The organism is Streptomyces sp. 2131.1 (assembly GCF_900105515.1).
Taxonomy (GTDB): Bacteria; Actinomycetota; Actinomycetes; order Streptomycetales; family Streptomycetaceae; genus Streptomyces; species Streptomyces drozdowiczii.
The window spans coordinates 4,160,633-4,175,966 of sequence record NZ_FNSY01000001.1 but is presented as its reverse complement, the minus strand read 5'-3'; the positions used below and the strand labels follow the sequence as shown (position 1 = coordinate 4,175,966).

Here is a 15,334-nt window from a genome sequence, read left to right as displayed (position 1 = left end):
ATATAGCCCTGTACGAGAGGCCGGTAGGTGCCCCCTTGAACACCGACATGTCCGCAAAGGCACTGCTGCGGCGTGAACTGCTCGCCGCGCGTGGCCTCCTGACGGATCAGGACGTGGAACGGGCCGCCGCGGTTCTCGCCCGCCACGCACTCGCGCTCCCCGAACTGGGCGGGGCCCGCACGGTCGCCGCCTACGTCTCGGTGGGGCGCGAACCGGGCACCCGCGCGCTGCTGGACGCGCTGCGCGCGCGGGGCGTACGCGTGCTGCTGCCGGTGCTGCTCGCCGACAACGACCTGGACTGGGCGGCGTACGAGGGTGCCCAGAGCCTCGTGAAGGCGGGGCGGGGGCTGCTCGAACCGGCCGGCGAGCGGCTGGGCCCCGACGCGGTCCTGGAGGCGGACGCGGTGCTGCTGCCCGGTCTGGCGGTGGACGCGCAGGGCATGCGCCTCGGGCGCGGCGGCGGCAGCTACGACCGGGTGCTGGCCCGCCTGACGGCCGCCGGGGCCACGCCCGCGCTGGTCGTCCTGCTGTACGCGGACGAGGTGGCCGCGCGGGTCCCGGCCGAGCCGCACGACTTCCCCGTGCACGCGGTGGTGACACCCGAAGGTCCCCGGCGCTTCGGCGTGAACCGAAGCACCGGGGGCCCGCGGTGAGCGCCTACGGCTTGAGCGTCAGCGTGTCCGTCGTCGTCCCGGCCACGGCGTTCGTGCCGTAGGACCAGGGCAGCAGCTCACCGTTGACCCACTTGTCGGTCTGGTCGGTGTAGTGCGCGGCGAAGGCGTGTCCGGAGGCGCCGGTGAGGTTGATCCAGCGGGACTTGTCCCAGTCCCCGACGTTGACGACCATCCGCATCGAGGGCACCCAGACGACCTCGTAGCCGCCGGCCGCGTTCCAGCCGGTGGCGTCCACCGCGGCCTCGCCGCCGCCGAGGTTCCAGGGGCCGCGGTTGAGGACCCGCTGGAGGAGGCCGGGTCCCTCGGTGCCGAGGGTCTGGTTCTTCAGGGTCAGCTGGTGCAGCCGGCCCCAGTTCCAGGTGGTGATGTCCTTGCCGAGCTTGGCGGTCAGCTCCCAGCGCGCGTCCTCCATGGCGCGGGCGAACAGCTCGTCGCGGGTCTCGGTCGCCTTGTCCTTGCGGCCCTTGGGCGACTTCCACCAGTCGCTGTCCGGCTTGTCCATGAGGTTCGCGACGACCTGGTACCAGCGGTCGCCGCCGTCGGGCTGCGCGGAGTCCGGGGAGCGCTGGCCGCACTCGCGTACCAGCCGGTCCTGCTCGTCGACCGGGCCGGAGCTCTTGGCCGGGCGGACGTTCAGGCACTCGCCCTCGACGCGCATCTCCTTGGGCAGCTTGTCGCCGAAGGCGAGCTTGAGGATGTTGCGCCAGACGCCGTTGAAGTACGCGGCGGCGGCCGAGTCGGCCTCCTGCGTGTAGTCCCAGCCCTCCAGCAGCTTCTGCGCCTGGCGGACGTCCTTGTCGGAGACGTTGATCTTCAGCAGTTCGGGCACCAGCAGCGCGGCGATCTCGCTGGTGTTGTCCATCTGCATCTTCTGCATGTCCTCGGTCGAGATCTTGCCGCCGCCCTTGATCTTCGACTGGATGAGGTCGTTGATCCGCTGGCTGCGGCTGCCGTAGCCCCAGTCCTTGGTGAGCAGGTACGGGTAGTCGTCCTCGTCGATCACGGCCTGGTTGGCGGTGACGATGTAGCCGCGCGCCGGGTCGTACTCGTAGGGCAGCTCGTCGAACGGGATCGGGTCCTTCTTCCACCCGTACGCCGAGGACCAGCCGGGGCTCGGCGTGGTGCCGTCGCCCTGCTTCCGGACCGGGATCTTGCCGGGGGCCTGGTAGCCGATGTGGCCCTTGGTGTCGGCGTAGATCAGGTTCTGGGAGGGAACCTCGAAGTGCTGGGCCGCCTCGCGGAAGGTCGCGAAGTCGTTGGCGCGGTTCAGCTCGAAGACGGCGTCCATGGAGTGACCGGGCTCCAGCGCGGTCCACTTCAGGGCGACGGCGTAACCGTCGGCGCGGTCCGGGGCGGAGTTGGTGACGGGGGCCTTCTGGCCGACCTTCTCCAGCTCGCTGCTGCGGTCGGAGACCAGCGGGCCGTTGTTGGTCTCGCGGACGGTGATGTGCCGGTCCTTGCCGCCGGCGACCTTGATGGTCTCCTCGCGGGTGGTGAAGGGCTTGGTCTTCCCGTCGTACAGGTAGCCGTCGTCGGAGACCTTCTCCAGGAAGAGGTCGGTGACGTCGGCGCCGAGGTTGGTGAAGCCCCAGGCGATGTCCTGGTTGTGACCGATGATCACGCCGGGCATCCCGGAGAAGGTGTACCCGGCCGTGTCGTACTTGCAGGTTTCGGAGACCTGCCGGCAGTGAAGGCCCATCTGGTACCAGAGGGACGGCAGCATCGGCGCGAGGTGCGGGTCGTTGGCGAGCAGCGGCTTGTTGGTGGTCGTGTACTTGCCGGAGACCACCCAGGAGTTCGAGCCGATGCCGGTGCCGTTCGGGCCGAGCAGTGCGGGGATCTCGTCGAGGGTGTCGGAGAGCGCGCCGAGCTGCGTGTTCAGGCCCTCGGTGGCGCCCGCCACGGTGTTCGCGCCGCTGCCTTCGGTGCCGGTCGCCTCCGGGTCGAACTTTCCGGTGACCGAGGAGATCGCGCCCTCGGTGACGATCGGCTCGTGCTTGTCGTACGGGTAGTCCGGGTAGAGCTGCTTGATCTGGCCGGCGTCGAGCCGGCTCGTCATCAGCGAGCGGTCGATCTCGTCCTGCATGTTGCCGCGCAGGTCCCAGGCCATGGCCTTCAGCCAGGCGACGGAGTCGACCGGGGTCCACTCGGACGGCTTGTAGTCGTTGGTGAAGCCGAGCGCGGCGTACTCCAGCGAGATGTCCTTGCCGTCGCGCCCCTTGAGGTAGGCGTTCACGCCGTCCGCGTACGCCTGGAGGTTCTTCTTGGTCTCGTCGGACAGGACGGTGTCGTACTCCTCCTGCGCCACCTTGCGCCAGCCCAGCGTCCGCAGGAAGGAGTCCGTCTCGACCTGGCCGGAGCCGAACATCTCGGAGAGCCGGCCGGCCGTCAGGTGGCGGCGTACGTCCATCTCCCAGAAGCGGTCCTGCGCCTGGACGAAGCCCTGGGCGCGGAACAGGTCGGCGTCGGAGTCCGCGTAGATCTGCGGGATCCCGTAGCCGTCGCGCTTGACCTCGACGCTGCCGGAGAGGCCGTCGATGTGGATGGTGCCGTTCGTCTGCGGGTACGAGGCCCGCACGGTGGATACGGACCAGTACGTTCCGTAACCGATGCCCGCGACGAGCGCCAGCACCAGGACGAGCACGAGCAGGCGGGCGCGGCGCCCCTTCTTCTTCTTGCGCGGCCCGCCACCGGCGGTACCGGTGGATCCGGAAGAGGCGGTTGTTGTGGCGGGCATCGCTGTCCTTCGAGGGCAGGGCGGTCCTGGGAGTGCAGGAGCAACCATAGGCGCAGCGCGTAACCCACTCGGACGCGGTATCAGGATGGCTCGAATTGCGTAGCGATCGTACGAATACTCGAACGCATCAAGAAAACGTTAAAGATTAGGTAAGGTAACGAAGTACCGGCCGCCGGAAGACGATCCGGCAGGCGTACGCAGGGAAAGGACCGGCCACTGACTGTCCACACGCTCAACGAACTCCTGCTCGTCTGCTCGCTCGTCCTGCTCGTCGCCGTCGCGGCGGTACGCATCTCGTCCCGCAGCGGGCTCCCCAGCCTGCTCCTGTACCTGGGCATCGGCATCGCCATGGGCCAGGACGGCTTCTTCGACGTCAAGTTCGACAACGCGGAACTGACGCAGGTCATCGGCTACGCGGCGCTCGTCGTGATCCTCGCCGAGGGCGGCCTCGGCACGAAGTGGAAAGAGGTCAGGCCCGCGCTGCCCGCGGCCGTCATGCTTTCGCTGGTCGGCGTCGGCATCAGCGTGGGCGTGACCGCGGCCGGGGCGCACTACCTGGTCGGTCTGGAGTGGCGGCAGGCGCTCATCATCGGCGCGGTCGTCTCCTCGACGGACGCCGCGGCCGTCTTCTCCGTCCTGCGCAAGGTCCCGCTCCCCGCCCGCGTCACCGGTGTCCTGGAGGCCGAGTCCGGCTTCAACGACGCCCCCGTGGTCATCCTCGTCGTCGCCTTCTCGACCGTCGGCGAGGTCGACAGCTGGTACGTGCTGGTCGGCGAGATAGCCCTGGAACTGGCCATCGGCGCCGCCGTCGGCATCGCCGTGGGCTGGCTCGGCTCGTACGGGCTGCGCCACGTGGCGCTCCCCGCCTCCGGCCTCTACCCGATCGCCGTCATGGCCATCGCGGTGTCCGCGTACGCGGCCGGCGCCATGCTCCACGGCAGCGGCTTCCTCGCCGTCTACCTCGCGTCGATGATCCTCGGCAACGCCAAGCTGCCGCACTGGCCGGCGACCCGGGGCTTCGCGGACGGGCTCGGCTGGCTGGCCCAGATCGGCATGTTCGTCCTGCTCGGCCTGCTGGTCACCCCGCACGACCTGCTCGACGACTTCTGGCCCGCCGTCGTCGTCGGCCTCGTGCTGACCGTGGTGGCACGGCCGCTGGAAGTCTTCATCTCGCTGCTGCCGTTCCGATTGCCGTGGCAGGAGAAGGCCCTCATGTCCTGGGCCGGGCTGCGCGGCGCCGTACCCATCATCCTGGCGACCATTCCCATGGTGTCCGGAATCGAAGGCTCCACCCGGGTCTTCAACATCGTCTTCGTCCTGGTCATCGTCTACACCCTCATCCAGGGCCCGACCCTGCCCTGGCTCGCCAAGGCCCTCAACATCAAGGACGACCCGTCCGAGGCCTCCGACCTGGGCATCGAATCGGCTCCCCTGGAACGGCTGCGCGGGCACCTGCTGTCGGTGGCCATTCCCGCGAAGTCGAAGATGCACGGCGTCGAGGTCGGCGAACTGCGCATGCCCGCGGGCGCCGCGGTCACCCTCGTCGTACGCGACGACAAGAGCTTCGTACCCGCCCCCTCGACGGTGCTGCGGCGCGGCGACGAACTGCTCGTCGTGGCCACCGACCCGGTGCGCGACGCGGCCGAGGCCCGGCTGCGCGCTGTCGCCGAGGGTGGCAAGCTGGCCGGCTGGCTCGGGACGCCCGGCGGGCAGCCCGCGGGCCACGAGGACCTCACCGGTCCCCATGTGGCCGGGGCACTCAAGGCGGTGAAGAAGCTCGGCAGGGCGGACGAGGCGAAGAAACGCGACTCCGCGAAGCGCGTCGCCGCCAAACGCGAAGCCGCCGAACAGGAGACCGCCGAACAGGAAGCACGCAAACGCGACGCGAAGGCCCACCACTGAACGCACACCGCGTTCACAGGCACCGAAGGGCGGTGCGCGCACAATCACAGGAGCGCCGCCCTTCCTGCCTGTAGCATGAAGGAAACCCAGAACCACCGATTGATCGACCAACTCTGCCTGACGCAGAGCTGGCGCGACCGTATGGCGGTCGTGGCGTCCTGGCGTACCGGCTGTGCCCCGCACACCGGCCGCGAGCGCCCGGCATCTACCGCAGTTCCGCGCGAAGAGGACAGCTCTCGGCAGCCCCCGCCCGGCCCGCACCCCTGTGCCGGCCGCCCCGGGGAGCACGGCCACCAGGCGGCAGAAAGGCAAGGACCGTGGCGTCCACGGTCTCCGACCGCCCCGGATACGGGCAGTTGCTGCGCACCCCCGGTGCGTGGACCTTCCTCCTCCCCGGCTTCGCCGCACGGCAGCCCTTCGCGATGCTGACCATCGGCATCGTGCTGCTGGTCCAGCACACCACCGGCTCCTACGGCAGCGCGGGCGCCGTCGCGGCCTTCACCGGGGTCTCCATGGCCCTGTTCGCCCCGCAGACCGGCAAGCTCGCCGACCGCTTCGGCCAGCGGGCCGTACTGCTGCCCGGCGTGCTGGTCCACGCCGCCGCCGTCTCGCTCCTCGTGACGCTCGCCCTGGCGGACGCGCCCCTGTGGGCCCTGTTCGCCGCGGCCGTCCCGACCGGCGCGTCCGTCCCGCAGATCGGCCCCATGGTGCGCGCCCGCTGGGCGGCCGTGCTGGGGGCCGCTCCGGGGCGCGAGGCGTCGCCGCTGCTGGCGACGGCCGCCGCTTTCGAATCGGTGACGGACGAGTTCACCTTCGTCATCGGCCCCGTTCTCGCCACCGCGCTCTGCACGGGCGTGCACCCGGCGGCCGGCCTGATCGCCGAGGCCGCGCTCACCCTGGTCGGCGGTCTGCTCTTCGCCGCGCGCCGCGCCACGCAACCGCCCGTCCGCGACCGCGCCCTGCCCGGCGCCGAGCGGCACGCCTCCGCGCTCTCCATCCCCGGCGTGCGCGTGCTCGCGATCGCCTTCCTGGGCATCGGCTCGGTCTTCGGCGGCATGCAGGTCTCGCTGACCGCGTTCGCCGAGGAGATCGGCAACCCCGGCGCCAACGGCGTGCTGTACGGGATCTTCGCCGCCGGCAACATGCTCGCCGGGATCGCCTGCGGGGCCATCGCCTGGAAGGTCGGCCCCCGCCGCCGCCTGCTCGTCGGCTACACCGGGCTGGCGCTGACCGCGTCGGGCCTGTGGGCGATGCACTCGGTGCCGCTGCTCGCCGCGCTCGGCCTGCTCGTCGGACTCTGCATCGCTCCGGCGCTGATCAGCGGCTACACGCTGGTCGATGCGCTGGTGCCGGGCTCCACCCGGACCGAGGCGTTCACCTGGCTGACGGGCGCGGTCGCGCTGGGCCAGGCGGCCGCGGTGACGGTGGCCGGCCGACTCGCGGACGGACACGGCGCGAGCGCCGGATTCCTGGTCCCGCTGGTGGGTACGGTGCTGGCGCTGGTGACCCTGCTGACGCTGCGTTCGAGGCTCCTGCCGGCCGGTTCGGGGCGGACCGTGGCGCGTGGTGTCGGTCACCGCGGGCCGGTCGCGGTGGACTGATCCAGCGGAATACGTCACTATGGAGCGTCGTTAGCACTCATCGAGTCAGAGTGCCAGGAGGAACAAAGTGCCGACCTACCAGTACCAGTGCACCGAGTGTGGCGAGGGCCTCGAAGCGGTGCAGAAGTTCACCGATGACGCCCTCACGGTGTGCCCGAACTGCGACGGACGCCTGAAGAAGGTGTTCTCGGCGGTCGGCATCGTCTTCAAGGGTTCCGGCTTCTACCGGAACGACAGCCGCGGCTCCTCGTCGAGCAGCACGCCGGCGTCCTCCGCCTCGAAGACGTCCGGTTCCGGATCGTCGTCCGCCGGCTCCTCGACGTCGTCGGAGACGAAGTCGTCGGCCGCCCCGGCGTCCACGTCGTCCGCCTCCTCGTCCTCTTCCTCGACGAGCGGTTCGTCGGCCGCCTGAGCAGCCGGCCCCACAGCTTTCCCGAAGACCCCGCCGACCCGTCCGGCGGGGTCTTCGCGCGCCCGCGCCCCCCTGCGAGGACCGCACGCCCGGCGCCTAGGGTGACGGCATGGCGAACGCAGAGATCGGTGTGATCGGCGGCTCGGGGCTGTACTCCTTCCTGGAGGACGTCACCGAGGTCCGCGTGGAAACCCCCTACGGAGACCCCAGCGACTCCGTCTTCATCGGCGAGACCGGCGGCCGCCGGGTCGCCTTCCTCCCCCGGCACGGCCGCGGCCACCACGTGCCCCCGCACCGCATCAACTACCGCGCCAACCTGTGGGCGCTGCGCTCGGTCGGCGTACGCCAGGTGCTCGCCCCGTGCGCGGTGGGCGGGCTGCGCCCGGAGTACGGGCCGGGCACGCTGATCGTGCCGGACCAGCTGGTGGACCGCACGAAGACCCGTGCGCAGACCTATTACGACGGTGAGACCCGGGCCGACGGTGTCCTGCCGAACGTCGTCCACCTGGGCTTCGCGGACCCGTACTGCCCCGAGGGCCGCAAGGTGGCGCTGGCCGCCGCGCGGGGACGGGACTGGGAGGCGGTGGACGGCGGCACGCTGGTCGTCGTCGAGGGGCCGCGCTTCTCGACCCGCGCCGAGTCTCGCTGGCACGCCGCGATGGGCTGGTCCGTGGTCGGCATGACGGGCCACCCCGAGGCGGTGCTCGCCCGCGAACTGGGACTCTGCTACACCACGATGACCCTGGTCACGGACCTGGACGCGGGCGCGGAGGCGGGCGAGGGCGTCTCCCACGAGGAGGTGCTGAAGGTCTTCGCGGCCAACGTGGACCGGCTGCGCTCGGTCCTCTTCGACGCGGTCGCGGGGCTGCCGTCGGAGGCGGACCGCGGGTGCCCGTGCGGGCACGCGCTGGACGGCATCGACACCGGGATCGCGCTGCCGTAGGAGCTGGCCGTCGCACCCGCTGCGGGGGCGTTGTACGTGCGGCGGGGGGCGGTCATACCCGCGGCGGGGGCGGTCATACCCGCGGCGGGTGACGGAGTTATCCACATCCGGTGGACGGTCCACAGGCTCCGGCGGGAATCGCGCGGCCGGTGGATCGTGGGGGTTGTCCGGCGGCCGAACCCACGGGTTTCGGCGGCCGGCCCGACCCGACGACTCCCGACGCAGGCGGTGTTCGCGATGCGCTCCTCCGATTCCCTCTTCCCGCCCCAGCCCGGCCCCGCCGCTCCGTTCGCGGGCGCGCCGCCGGGGCCGCTGCCCGCTCCAGCGCCGTGCGGGGTGCCCGCGTTCCCGCCGCTGCGGGTGCGCGGGGGCTCCGGTCAGCGGCTGCGCCGGGCGGTGTGGCGGCAGCGCCGGTCCATGGCGGCCGGGCTGGCACTGACGGCGGCCGCGCTGGCGGTCTCCGGGTTCGCCGGTGGCGGCGGCGGTGGGCACGGCGGCGGTACGGCGCAGGGCGCGGCCCGGGAGCGGGCGTCGCCGCCGGTGCGGCTGGTGTCGGCGCCGGTGCGGATCGCGGACGCGGAGACCGTGCGGCTGCTGCGGCCGGGCGACCGGGTGGACGTGGTCGCGTCGGGGGGTGCCGGGGCGGCGGAGGCCCGGGTGCTGGCCAGGGGGGCGCGGGTTGAGCGGGTGCCTGCGGCCGTCGGAGGCGCGGGCGAGGCGGGGGCGCTGATCGTGCTGGCGGTGCCGAGGGCGACGGCCGCCGATCTGGCGGGGGCCGGGATTTCCGGTGGATTCGCGGTGATCCTGTGTTGATTCGTACTGACGAACTATCACGTCACCTGACAACCCGCCCGGATGGGGTGGTTGCGCGCCCTACTGCCGTAAGTTGCCCGGGAGTTCACACCCCTTGTGGCATTTACGGAGGACAGCGCAGCCGTGAGCGAGACGAAGAAGGTCAGTCTGCTGGAGGGCTTCAAGGCCTTCCTGATGCGTGGCAACGTGATCGATCTGGCGGTTGCCGTCGTCATCGGCGCGGCGTTCACGAACATCGTGAACTCGATCGTCAAGGGCGTCATCAACCCGCTCGTCGGCGCGTTCGGCACCCAGGACCTGGAGAAGTACAGCTCCTGCCTGAAGGCCCCGTGCACGACGGACCCGGCGACGGGCGAGGCGAGGGAGGGCATCCGGATCATGTGGGGTTCGGTGCTCAGCGCGACGCTCAGCTTCCTGATCACCGCCGCCGTCGTCTACTTCCTGATGGTCCTGCCGATGGCGAAGTACCTCGCCCGGCGGGCCGCGATGCAGGCGGCGAAGGAGGGCGTCCAGGAGACGCTGGAGGTGACCGAGCTGGAGGTCCTGAAGGAGATCCGCGACACCCTGGTCGCGCAGCGCGGCGGCAGCGGGAACCCCGCCTAGGGAGCCGCTGCCGGGGCCGGCGTCAGATGTGGTGCGGCGGCTTCTCGTCGAGGAAGCGCGCCAGGTCGGCGGCGCTGTTGCCGGACGGGGCCCGCTCGCCCCACCCCTGGTCCGTGTCGTCCGCGGACTGCTGGTCCAGCGGATCGTCGAAGATCAGCGCCGGCCTGGGCCGGTCCGGCGTGGTGGGCTCCGCATCGCGCGGGCCGTGGGCGGGGGCGGTACTCATACCTCCAGGGTACGGCCGCCCGGCCGGGGCGGGTGGTCAGCGGTCCTTGGGGTCGGCGAGCCAGAGCCCGAGGACCACGAGGAACGAGAGGCAGAGGAACCCGGCACCCCACCAAGCGGTGCCGGAGTTGCCCTCCATCCACTCGTCGACGATGACCGTCAGGCCCCACAGCTGCCCGATGACGACGCTCATGGCCAGCACGAGGCGGGCGGTGAGCTTCGAGGACCGCTCCGGCTCCTGGTCGGTGCCGGCGCCGGGACCGGGCCCGGTGTGGCGGACGCGGGGGTCTCCGTAACCGCTGGTGGGCCGGATCTGCGGGTAGCGCTCGTGGACCGGCCGGTTGAGCTCGGCCCGCGCGCTGCCGGGGTGGTACTCGGGGTAGTGCGGCCCGGGGTGCTCGGGGGGTCCGAGGTACTGCGAGTCGGGAGAGGGTTGCGGGCCGTTCGCGGGGCGGCGGTCGTCGTCGCTCATGCCGGGCTCCCGGGGGTCTCGGACGTGCCGGCTCCGGTGCGGGTGCGGGTACGGGACGCCCCCGGAGCGACGGGCCCCGGGGCCACCGTGCGGGCGGTGGCTCCGGAAGCGGGGGGCGCCTCGGCGCCGTCGCGGACGCCGGGGCAGCCGAGCCGGGAGGCCAGGTCGGGGCGGTCCTGGCCGAACTGACGGCACAGCCCGTGCTCGATGCTCTCGCCGGAGCGGGTGGTGCCGACGGCCCAGATACTGCCGTCGGTCTGCTCGGTGAGCACCACCTTGGGCAGCCCCCGGGGCGGCGGTCCGGCGGTGACCTCGCCGCTGCGGGCATCGAAGACGCCCTCGTGGCAGGGGCAGTACAGCTCGCCCTCGGTGCCCCGGTCCTTGCGCCAGAGGACGGCGCAGGCGAGGTGGGTGCAGATCGCGGAGTAGCCGACGAGGGTGCCGTCGTTGAGCCGGACGGCGACCGCGCGGTCCTCCTCGTCGGGGTAGTCGAAGGCGATGGACTCGCCGGGGAGGAGCTGGGAGGCGATCTTCTTCGGGGCGGGGGCCTTGCCGTCCTCGTCGGGGTCGCCGTGGCGGGGCAGGATGCCGGCGGCGACGCCGAGGCCGCCGACGGCGAGCCCGCCCGACACGGTGGCGACGATGCGCAGGTAGTCCCGGCGGGTGGTGAGGGCGTCGGCGGCGATCCGGTCGTGCAGGGCCTCGCGCGGGTCCCCGGAGGCCGGCTGTCCGGGCGCGCCGGGAGGCGTACCGCCGGGTCCGCGGGTCGGGGGCTGCTTCGGGTCGCCGGGGGGCGGGGCGTCGGTCTCGGTCACCGTCGGACGTCCTTCCCGTTGATCTCGACGACGGGCAGGCCGCCGGGCACCGGCCACTGGACGCGGTCGGCGGGGACGACCATGGCGACGCCGGTGCGGACCTCGCTCTCGCCGAAGACGAAGGAGTCGGCGACCTGGACACCGGGCCGCTCGGCCTGGAGCTCCTCGGCCGTCCCGTAGAAGAGCGCGCCGGTCGGGCAGACGGTGGCGCACATGGGGGCGAGGCCATAGGCGGTGCGGTCGTAGCAGAGGTTGCACTTCATCTGCAGCTTCGCCTGGAGGTCGATCTTCGGTACGCCGAAGGGGCAGGCGTTGACGCAGTTGGCGCAGCCGATGCAGCGGGTGGTGTCGGCCTGCTGCACGACGCCGTCGGCGGTCACCAGGATCGCGTCGGCGGGGCACACCTCGGCGCAGGGGGCGACGGGGTCCTCGCAGTGCATGCAGACCGTGGGAAGGGAGGCGACGGACTGGCCCTCGTCGGTGTAGTCGAGGTGGATCATGGACTTGCCGCGGTGCGAGTCGCATTCGCGGCAGGCGGAGACGCAGGCCTGGCAGCCGATGCAGCGCCCCGGGTCGATGAAGATCGTGCGGCCCATCATCCGGGCATCAGCTCCTCTCCGAGGTGCCGCGGCCCTGCGGGGAGGTGGGCGGCAGGGGGTCGGTGCGGGAGACCTGGGTCTCCGGGTAGGCGACGTGCCCGGGTGCGACCGGGGGCGCGGGGACCACGTCGATCCGCTCGGCGTGCTCGATGCGGCAGGCGCAGACCTTGTACTCGGGGATCTTGGAACGGGGGTCGAGAGCGTCGATGGTGAGCGCGTTGGCCGCGGTGGGGACCGGCCAGTGGTACGGGATGAAGACGGTGTCGGGGCGGATGGCCTCGGTGACCAGGGCGGGGAAGACCTCGCTGCCGCGCCGGGTGACGACGCGGACGGGTTCGCCGTTGCGGAAGCCGTGCGAGGGGTGGACCTCGGCCCACGGGCGGGGGGTCTGCTCGACGAGGGCGCCCAGGCGGCGGGTCTGGTTGCCGGAGAGGAAGTGGGCGACGGTGCGCCCGGTGGTGAGCGTCATGGGGTGCTCGTCGTCGTACGGGTCCATCGGCGGGTGCCACTCGACGACCTGGAGGTGGATCTTGCCGTCGGGGTGGTAGGTCCTGCCGTCCTCGAAGAGCCTCGGGGTGCCGGGGTGGTCGGTGGACGGGCAGGGCCAGGAGATGCCGCCGGTCTCCTCCAGCCGTTCGTAGGTGATGCCGTAGTAGTCGTTGACGGTGCCGGCGGAGGCGATCCGCAGTTCGTCGAAGACCTGGCGGGAGTTGTCGAAGGCGAACTTGTCGCCGGCACCGAGCCGGCGGGCGAGTTCGCACATGACCCAGGTGTCCGTGCGGACGCCGGGGGGCGGGTCCTGGGCCTTGTTGTGCTTGACCACACGGGCTTCGGCGTTGGCCATGACGCCGTCGTCCTCGGCCCAGGTGGTGACGGGGAAGACGACGTGCGCGTTGGCGGCGGTCTCGGAAAGGAAGAAGTCGAATTGGGCGTGGAACTCAGTGGCGTCGTACCCCTCCTTGACGACCTTGAGGTTCGGCAGGGAGACGAAGGGGTTGTTGCAGATGCCGATCAGGCCGCGGATCTCGCGGCGCTGCATCTGCCAGACCATTTCCATCATCGAGGTTCCGGCGGGTGGGAGTTCGGGCTCCTCGATGCCCCAGACCTCGCAGATCTGCCGGCGGTGCTCCGCGTTGTTGATGGAGCGCCCGCCGGGAAGGAGGTCGGACTTCTGGCCGTGCTCGCGGCCGCCCTGCCCGTTGCCCTGACCGGTGAGGGTGCCGTAGCCGGCGCCGGGCTTGCCGATGTTTCCGGTGGCGGTGCAGAGGTTGATCACGGTGAGGCAGTTCTCGACGCCCTGCGAGTGGTGCTCGATGCCGCGGGCGTGCCAGGCCATGGCCTTGGGGGCGCGGGCGAAGGTGCGGGCGACCTGGACGATCTGTTCGGCGGGGACACCGCAGATCTCGGCGGCGCGGGACGGCGGGTACTCGGCGACCTTGGCCTTGACCTCCTCCCAGCCGGTGGCGTGGGCGGCGAGGTATGCCTCGTCGGTGAGGCCCTCCTCGACGATGACGTGGAGCACGGAGTTGAAGAACGCGGAGTCGGTGCCGGGTTTGAGGGCGACGTGGATGTCGGCGGTGCGGGCGACGGCCGTCTCGCGGGGGTCGATCACGATGAGGCTGGCGCCGCGGTCCCGGGCGCCCCACACGTACTGCGTCATGACGGGGAAGCACTCGCCGACGTTGGAGCCGGCGATGAGCAGGCAGTCGGTGAGGAGGATGTCGGAGAAGGGGTTGCCGGCCCGGTCGATGTTGAAGGCCAGCTTGTTGGCGCCGGCGGCGCTGACCATGCAGAGCCGCCCGTTGTAGTCGACGTGCCGGGTCTTCAGGGCGACCCGGGCGAACTTGCCGACGAGGTAGGTCTTCTCGGAGAACAGGCTCGCTCCGCCGAGCAGCCCGAAGGCGTCGTTCCCGTAGGTCTGCTGGATGCGCTTGATCTCGGCGACGGTGAATTCGAGAGCCTCTTCCCAGGAGACCTCGCGGAACTCCTCGTCGCGGGAGCGGCGCATGAGGGGGGCGGTGAGCCGGTCGGGGTGGTTGACCTGCTGGTAGGCGTTGATGCCCTTCGGGCACAGGCGCATGCGGTTGATGTCGTGGTTGCGGGGTTCGACGCCGAAGACCTTGCCGCCGCGGTCGACGCGCAGATACATGCCGCACTGGACACCGCAGAAGCAGCAGTGGGTGGGGACGAGCGTCTCGCCGTTCTGGTCGGCGTGCCACCGGTCGGCGGGGATGCCGCCCGCGTCGCGGAAGGCGCGGGTGCCCGGGGGTGCGAGGGAGGGGTCGATGGGGACGACCGCATGCGGTTCGGGCGTGCGCGAGTCCGCGGTCACTTGAAACCCTTCTTCACCTGGGAGAGGTAGGCGCTGCCCCGCAGCACCCGCTTGCAGCGCGGGCAGTACTCGGCCCACTCGTCGAAGCCGAGGCTGAGGTCGCGCATGGTGCCGCGGAGGTTGTCGACGTACGGGGTGGTGTCGATGGGTTCCTCGCAGCGGCGGCAGCTGAAGACCTCGTCGTCCTGCCGGCCGGTGTACTTGAACAGCTGCATCCCGACGGCTGCGGGCCGCTGGACGATGTGGAAGAACTTCCCGAACGGGATGTAGATGAGGGTGAAGACCACCGCGACCATGTGGAGGATCGCCAGGAACTCGTAGCCGCCGCCGTGCAGGAAGATCGAGGAGAAGGTGAGGAGCAGACCGGTCACCGAGATGACGATGAGCGCGATCAGCGGCACCAGGTCGTAGCCGAACCGCTGCCCGGTGACGGCCCCGCGGTCCTTCATCCGCCGCCACAGGAAGTACGAGGTGCCGGGGATGACGAGGACGGCGGCGATGTCCAGGCCGTGGAACATCAGCCAGCCGAGGAAGTCGAGGGAGTCGAACCCGATGATCTTGAAGCCCCAGATACGCATCTCGTAGCCGGGCCCGGACCCGGTGCCCGAGGTGAAGGTGAACCAGCCCCAGGTCAGCGGGAAGGTGATCAGTGAGGCGAGGATGCAGCCCCAGAAGATCAGCTGGTGGGCGGCCCAGCGGGCGTGCGAGCGGGCGCCGAGGAACTTCTGGAAGCCCAGGTAGGTGGCGATCATCTTCGGCAGCGCGGTGGGCGCCCGCCGGAAGTTGTCGACCGAGAAGAGGCTCCCCCAGCCCTTCTTGAACAGCCGCTTGGCGCCGGGCGCGGAGACCCAGACGGTGTACCGGTACGCGACGCCGAAGGCGAGGAACACCGTGGCCACGGCGTACGGCAGCAGCGCGGAGTCGAAGTGCTCCAGGAACCGGCTGCCGAGCACGATGGCCACGACCAGCAGAAGGGAGACGATGACGCCCGCCGCGGTCGCCCGCCCGGTGACGGACCGGGGAACGAGCCCTCCGGCCCGCACCGCCCCGCCCGCCGACGGCGGACCGCCGCCCCCGTCGGCGACCCCGGTACGGCCCCCGGGAACGGGCTGCGCGGCTGCGCCTGCGGCTTCAGGTGGCTCGGTCACGCTGCCACGGTAGGGCGGCGTGGGGCGATTGGTCCTGTTTTGTGCGGCCGGGGGGTGA

The 15,334-nt window shown here is 71.3% G+C and carries 14 protein-coding genes; 7 read left to right on the top strand and 7 right to left on the bottom strand.

From position 1 onward, the window contains the following. The first annotated feature begins 47 nt into the window (after nt 1-47). Nucleotides 48-653 (top strand): 5-formyltetrahydrofolate cyclo-ligase, encoded by a 606-nt coding sequence (locus tag BLW14_RS18750; RefSeq protein WP_093708398.1) that lies wholly within the window; start codon nt 48-50, stop codon nt 651-653. Nucleotides 654-657: 4 nt separating this feature from the next. On the opposite strand, the gene BLW14_RS18745 is transcribed toward BLW14_RS18750, so the two are convergent. Next, nucleotides 658-3,411, bottom strand: a complete 2,754-nt coding sequence (locus BLW14_RS18745) for a penicillin acylase family protein (protein ID WP_093708397.1) — start codon at nt 3,409-3,411, stop codon at nt 658-660. A gap of 243 nt (nt 3,412-3,654) precedes the next feature. Here BLW14_RS18745 and BLW14_RS18740 point away from each other — a divergent pair, with 243 nt between their 5' ends. The 6 genes from BLW14_RS18740 (at nt 3,655) to BLW14_RS18715 (ending at nt 9,685) form a co-directional block, all read left to right on the top strand. Beyond that, nucleotides 3,655-5,313, top strand: coding sequence for a potassium/proton antiporter (locus BLW14_RS18740; RefSeq protein WP_256333012.1), 1,659 nt, complete (start codon nt 3,655-3,657; stop codon nt 5,311-5,313). 317 nt (nt 5,314-5,630) lie between these two features. Then, nucleotides 5,631-6,914, top strand: a complete 1,284-nt coding sequence (locus BLW14_RS18735; protein ID WP_093708395.1) for an MFS transporter — start codon at nt 5,631-5,633, stop codon at nt 6,912-6,914. Between the two features lie 67 nt (nt 6,915-6,981). Then, nucleotides 6,982-7,326, top strand: a complete 345-nt coding sequence (locus BLW14_RS18730; protein ID WP_093708394.1) for an FmdB family zinc ribbon protein — start codon at nt 6,982-6,984, stop codon at nt 7,324-7,326. A gap of 109 nt (nt 7,327-7,435) precedes the next feature. Further along, on the top strand, nt 7,436-8,269 hold the full coding sequence (locus tag BLW14_RS18725; RefSeq protein WP_093708393.1) for an S-methyl-5'-thioadenosine phosphorylase: 834 nt from the start codon (nt 7,436-7,438) through the stop codon (nt 8,267-8,269). 237 nt (nt 8,270-8,506) lie between these two features. Then, complete coding sequence (locus tag BLW14_RS18720; RefSeq protein ID WP_256332831.1) at nt 8,507-9,082, top strand: hypothetical protein; 576 nt, start codon at nt 8,507-8,509, stop codon at nt 9,080-9,082. Between the two features lie 174 nt (nt 9,083-9,256). Continuing rightward, nucleotides 9,257-9,685 (top strand): MscL family protein, encoded by a 429-nt coding sequence (locus tag BLW14_RS18715; protein WP_371128127.1) that lies wholly within the window; start codon nt 9,257-9,259, stop codon nt 9,683-9,685. A gap of 22 nt (nt 9,686-9,707) precedes the next feature. Here the strand turns inward: BLW14_RS18715 and BLW14_RS18710 are convergent, their stop codons facing one another. From BLW14_RS18710 to BLW14_RS18685, 6 genes are read right to left on the bottom strand one after another with little or no spacing between them, the layout of a single operon-like run. Further along, nucleotides 9,708-9,911, bottom strand: a complete 204-nt coding sequence (locus BLW14_RS18710; RefSeq protein ID WP_093708391.1) for a hypothetical protein — start codon at nt 9,909-9,911, stop codon at nt 9,708-9,710. A 36-nt stretch (nt 9,912-9,947) separates the two neighbouring features. Beyond that, entirely contained in the window at nt 9,948-10,382 is a 435-nt protein-coding gene (locus BLW14_RS18705) for a hypothetical protein (RefSeq protein WP_093708390.1), read from the bottom strand. Continuing rightward, on the bottom strand, nt 10,379-11,197 hold the full coding sequence (locus BLW14_RS18700) for a QcrA and Rieske domain-containing protein (RefSeq protein WP_093708389.1): 819 nt from the start codon (nt 11,195-11,197) through the stop codon (nt 10,379-10,381). Before BLW14_RS18700 ends, BLW14_RS18705 begins: the two co-directional genes overlap by 4 nt. Then, nucleotides 11,194-11,796, bottom strand: a complete 603-nt coding sequence (locus BLW14_RS18695; RefSeq protein ID WP_018104243.1) for a 4Fe-4S dicluster domain-containing protein — start codon at nt 11,794-11,796, stop codon at nt 11,194-11,196. The genes BLW14_RS18700 and BLW14_RS18695 overlap by 4 nt, the downstream gene beginning before the upstream one ends. A 7-nt stretch (nt 11,797-11,803) precedes the next feature. Further along, on the bottom strand, nt 11,804-14,128 hold the full coding sequence (locus BLW14_RS18690; protein ID WP_093708388.1) for a molybdopterin oxidoreductase family protein: 2,325 nt from the start codon (nt 14,126-14,128) through the stop codon (nt 11,804-11,806). Further along, nucleotides 14,125-15,171, bottom strand: coding sequence for an MFS transporter (locus BLW14_RS18685; protein WP_371128126.1), 1,047 nt, complete (start codon nt 15,169-15,171; stop codon nt 14,125-14,127). The genes BLW14_RS18690 and BLW14_RS18685 overlap by 4 nt, the downstream gene beginning before the upstream one ends. Nucleotides 15,172-15,334: the final 163 nt, after the last annotated feature.

Bases quoted from the DNA above. Each gene is read 5' to 3' on its own strand.
- BLW14_RS18750 (WP_093708398.1), top strand. From the start codon at position 48: ATGTCCGCAAAGGCACTGCTGCGGCGTGAACTGCTCGCCGCGCGTGGC.
- BLW14_RS18745 (WP_093708397.1), bottom strand. From the start codon at position 3,411: ATGCCCGCCACAACAACCGCCTCTTCCGGATCCACCGGTACCGCCGGT.
- BLW14_RS18725 (WP_093708393.1), top strand. From the start codon at position 7,436: ATGGCGAACGCAGAGATCGGTGTGATCGGCGGCTCGGGGCTGTACTCC.
- BLW14_RS18720 (WP_256332831.1), top strand. From the start codon at position 8,507: ATGCGCTCCTCCGATTCCCTCTTCCCGCCCCAGCCCGGCCCCGCCGCT.
- BLW14_RS18715 (WP_371128127.1), top strand. From the start codon at position 9,257: ATGCGTGGCAACGTGATCGATCTGGCGGTTGCCGTCGTCATCGGCGCG.
- BLW14_RS18710 (WP_093708391.1), bottom strand. From the start codon at position 9,911: ATGAGTACCGCCCCCGCCCACGGCCCGCGCGATGCGGAGCCCACCACG.
- BLW14_RS18705 (WP_093708390.1), bottom strand. From the start codon at position 10,382: ATGAGCGACGACGACCGCCGCCCCGCGAACGGCCCGCAACCCTCTCCC.
- BLW14_RS18695 (WP_018104243.1), bottom strand. From the start codon at position 11,796: ATGATGGGCCGCACGATCTTCATCGACCCGGGGCGCTGCATCGGCTGC.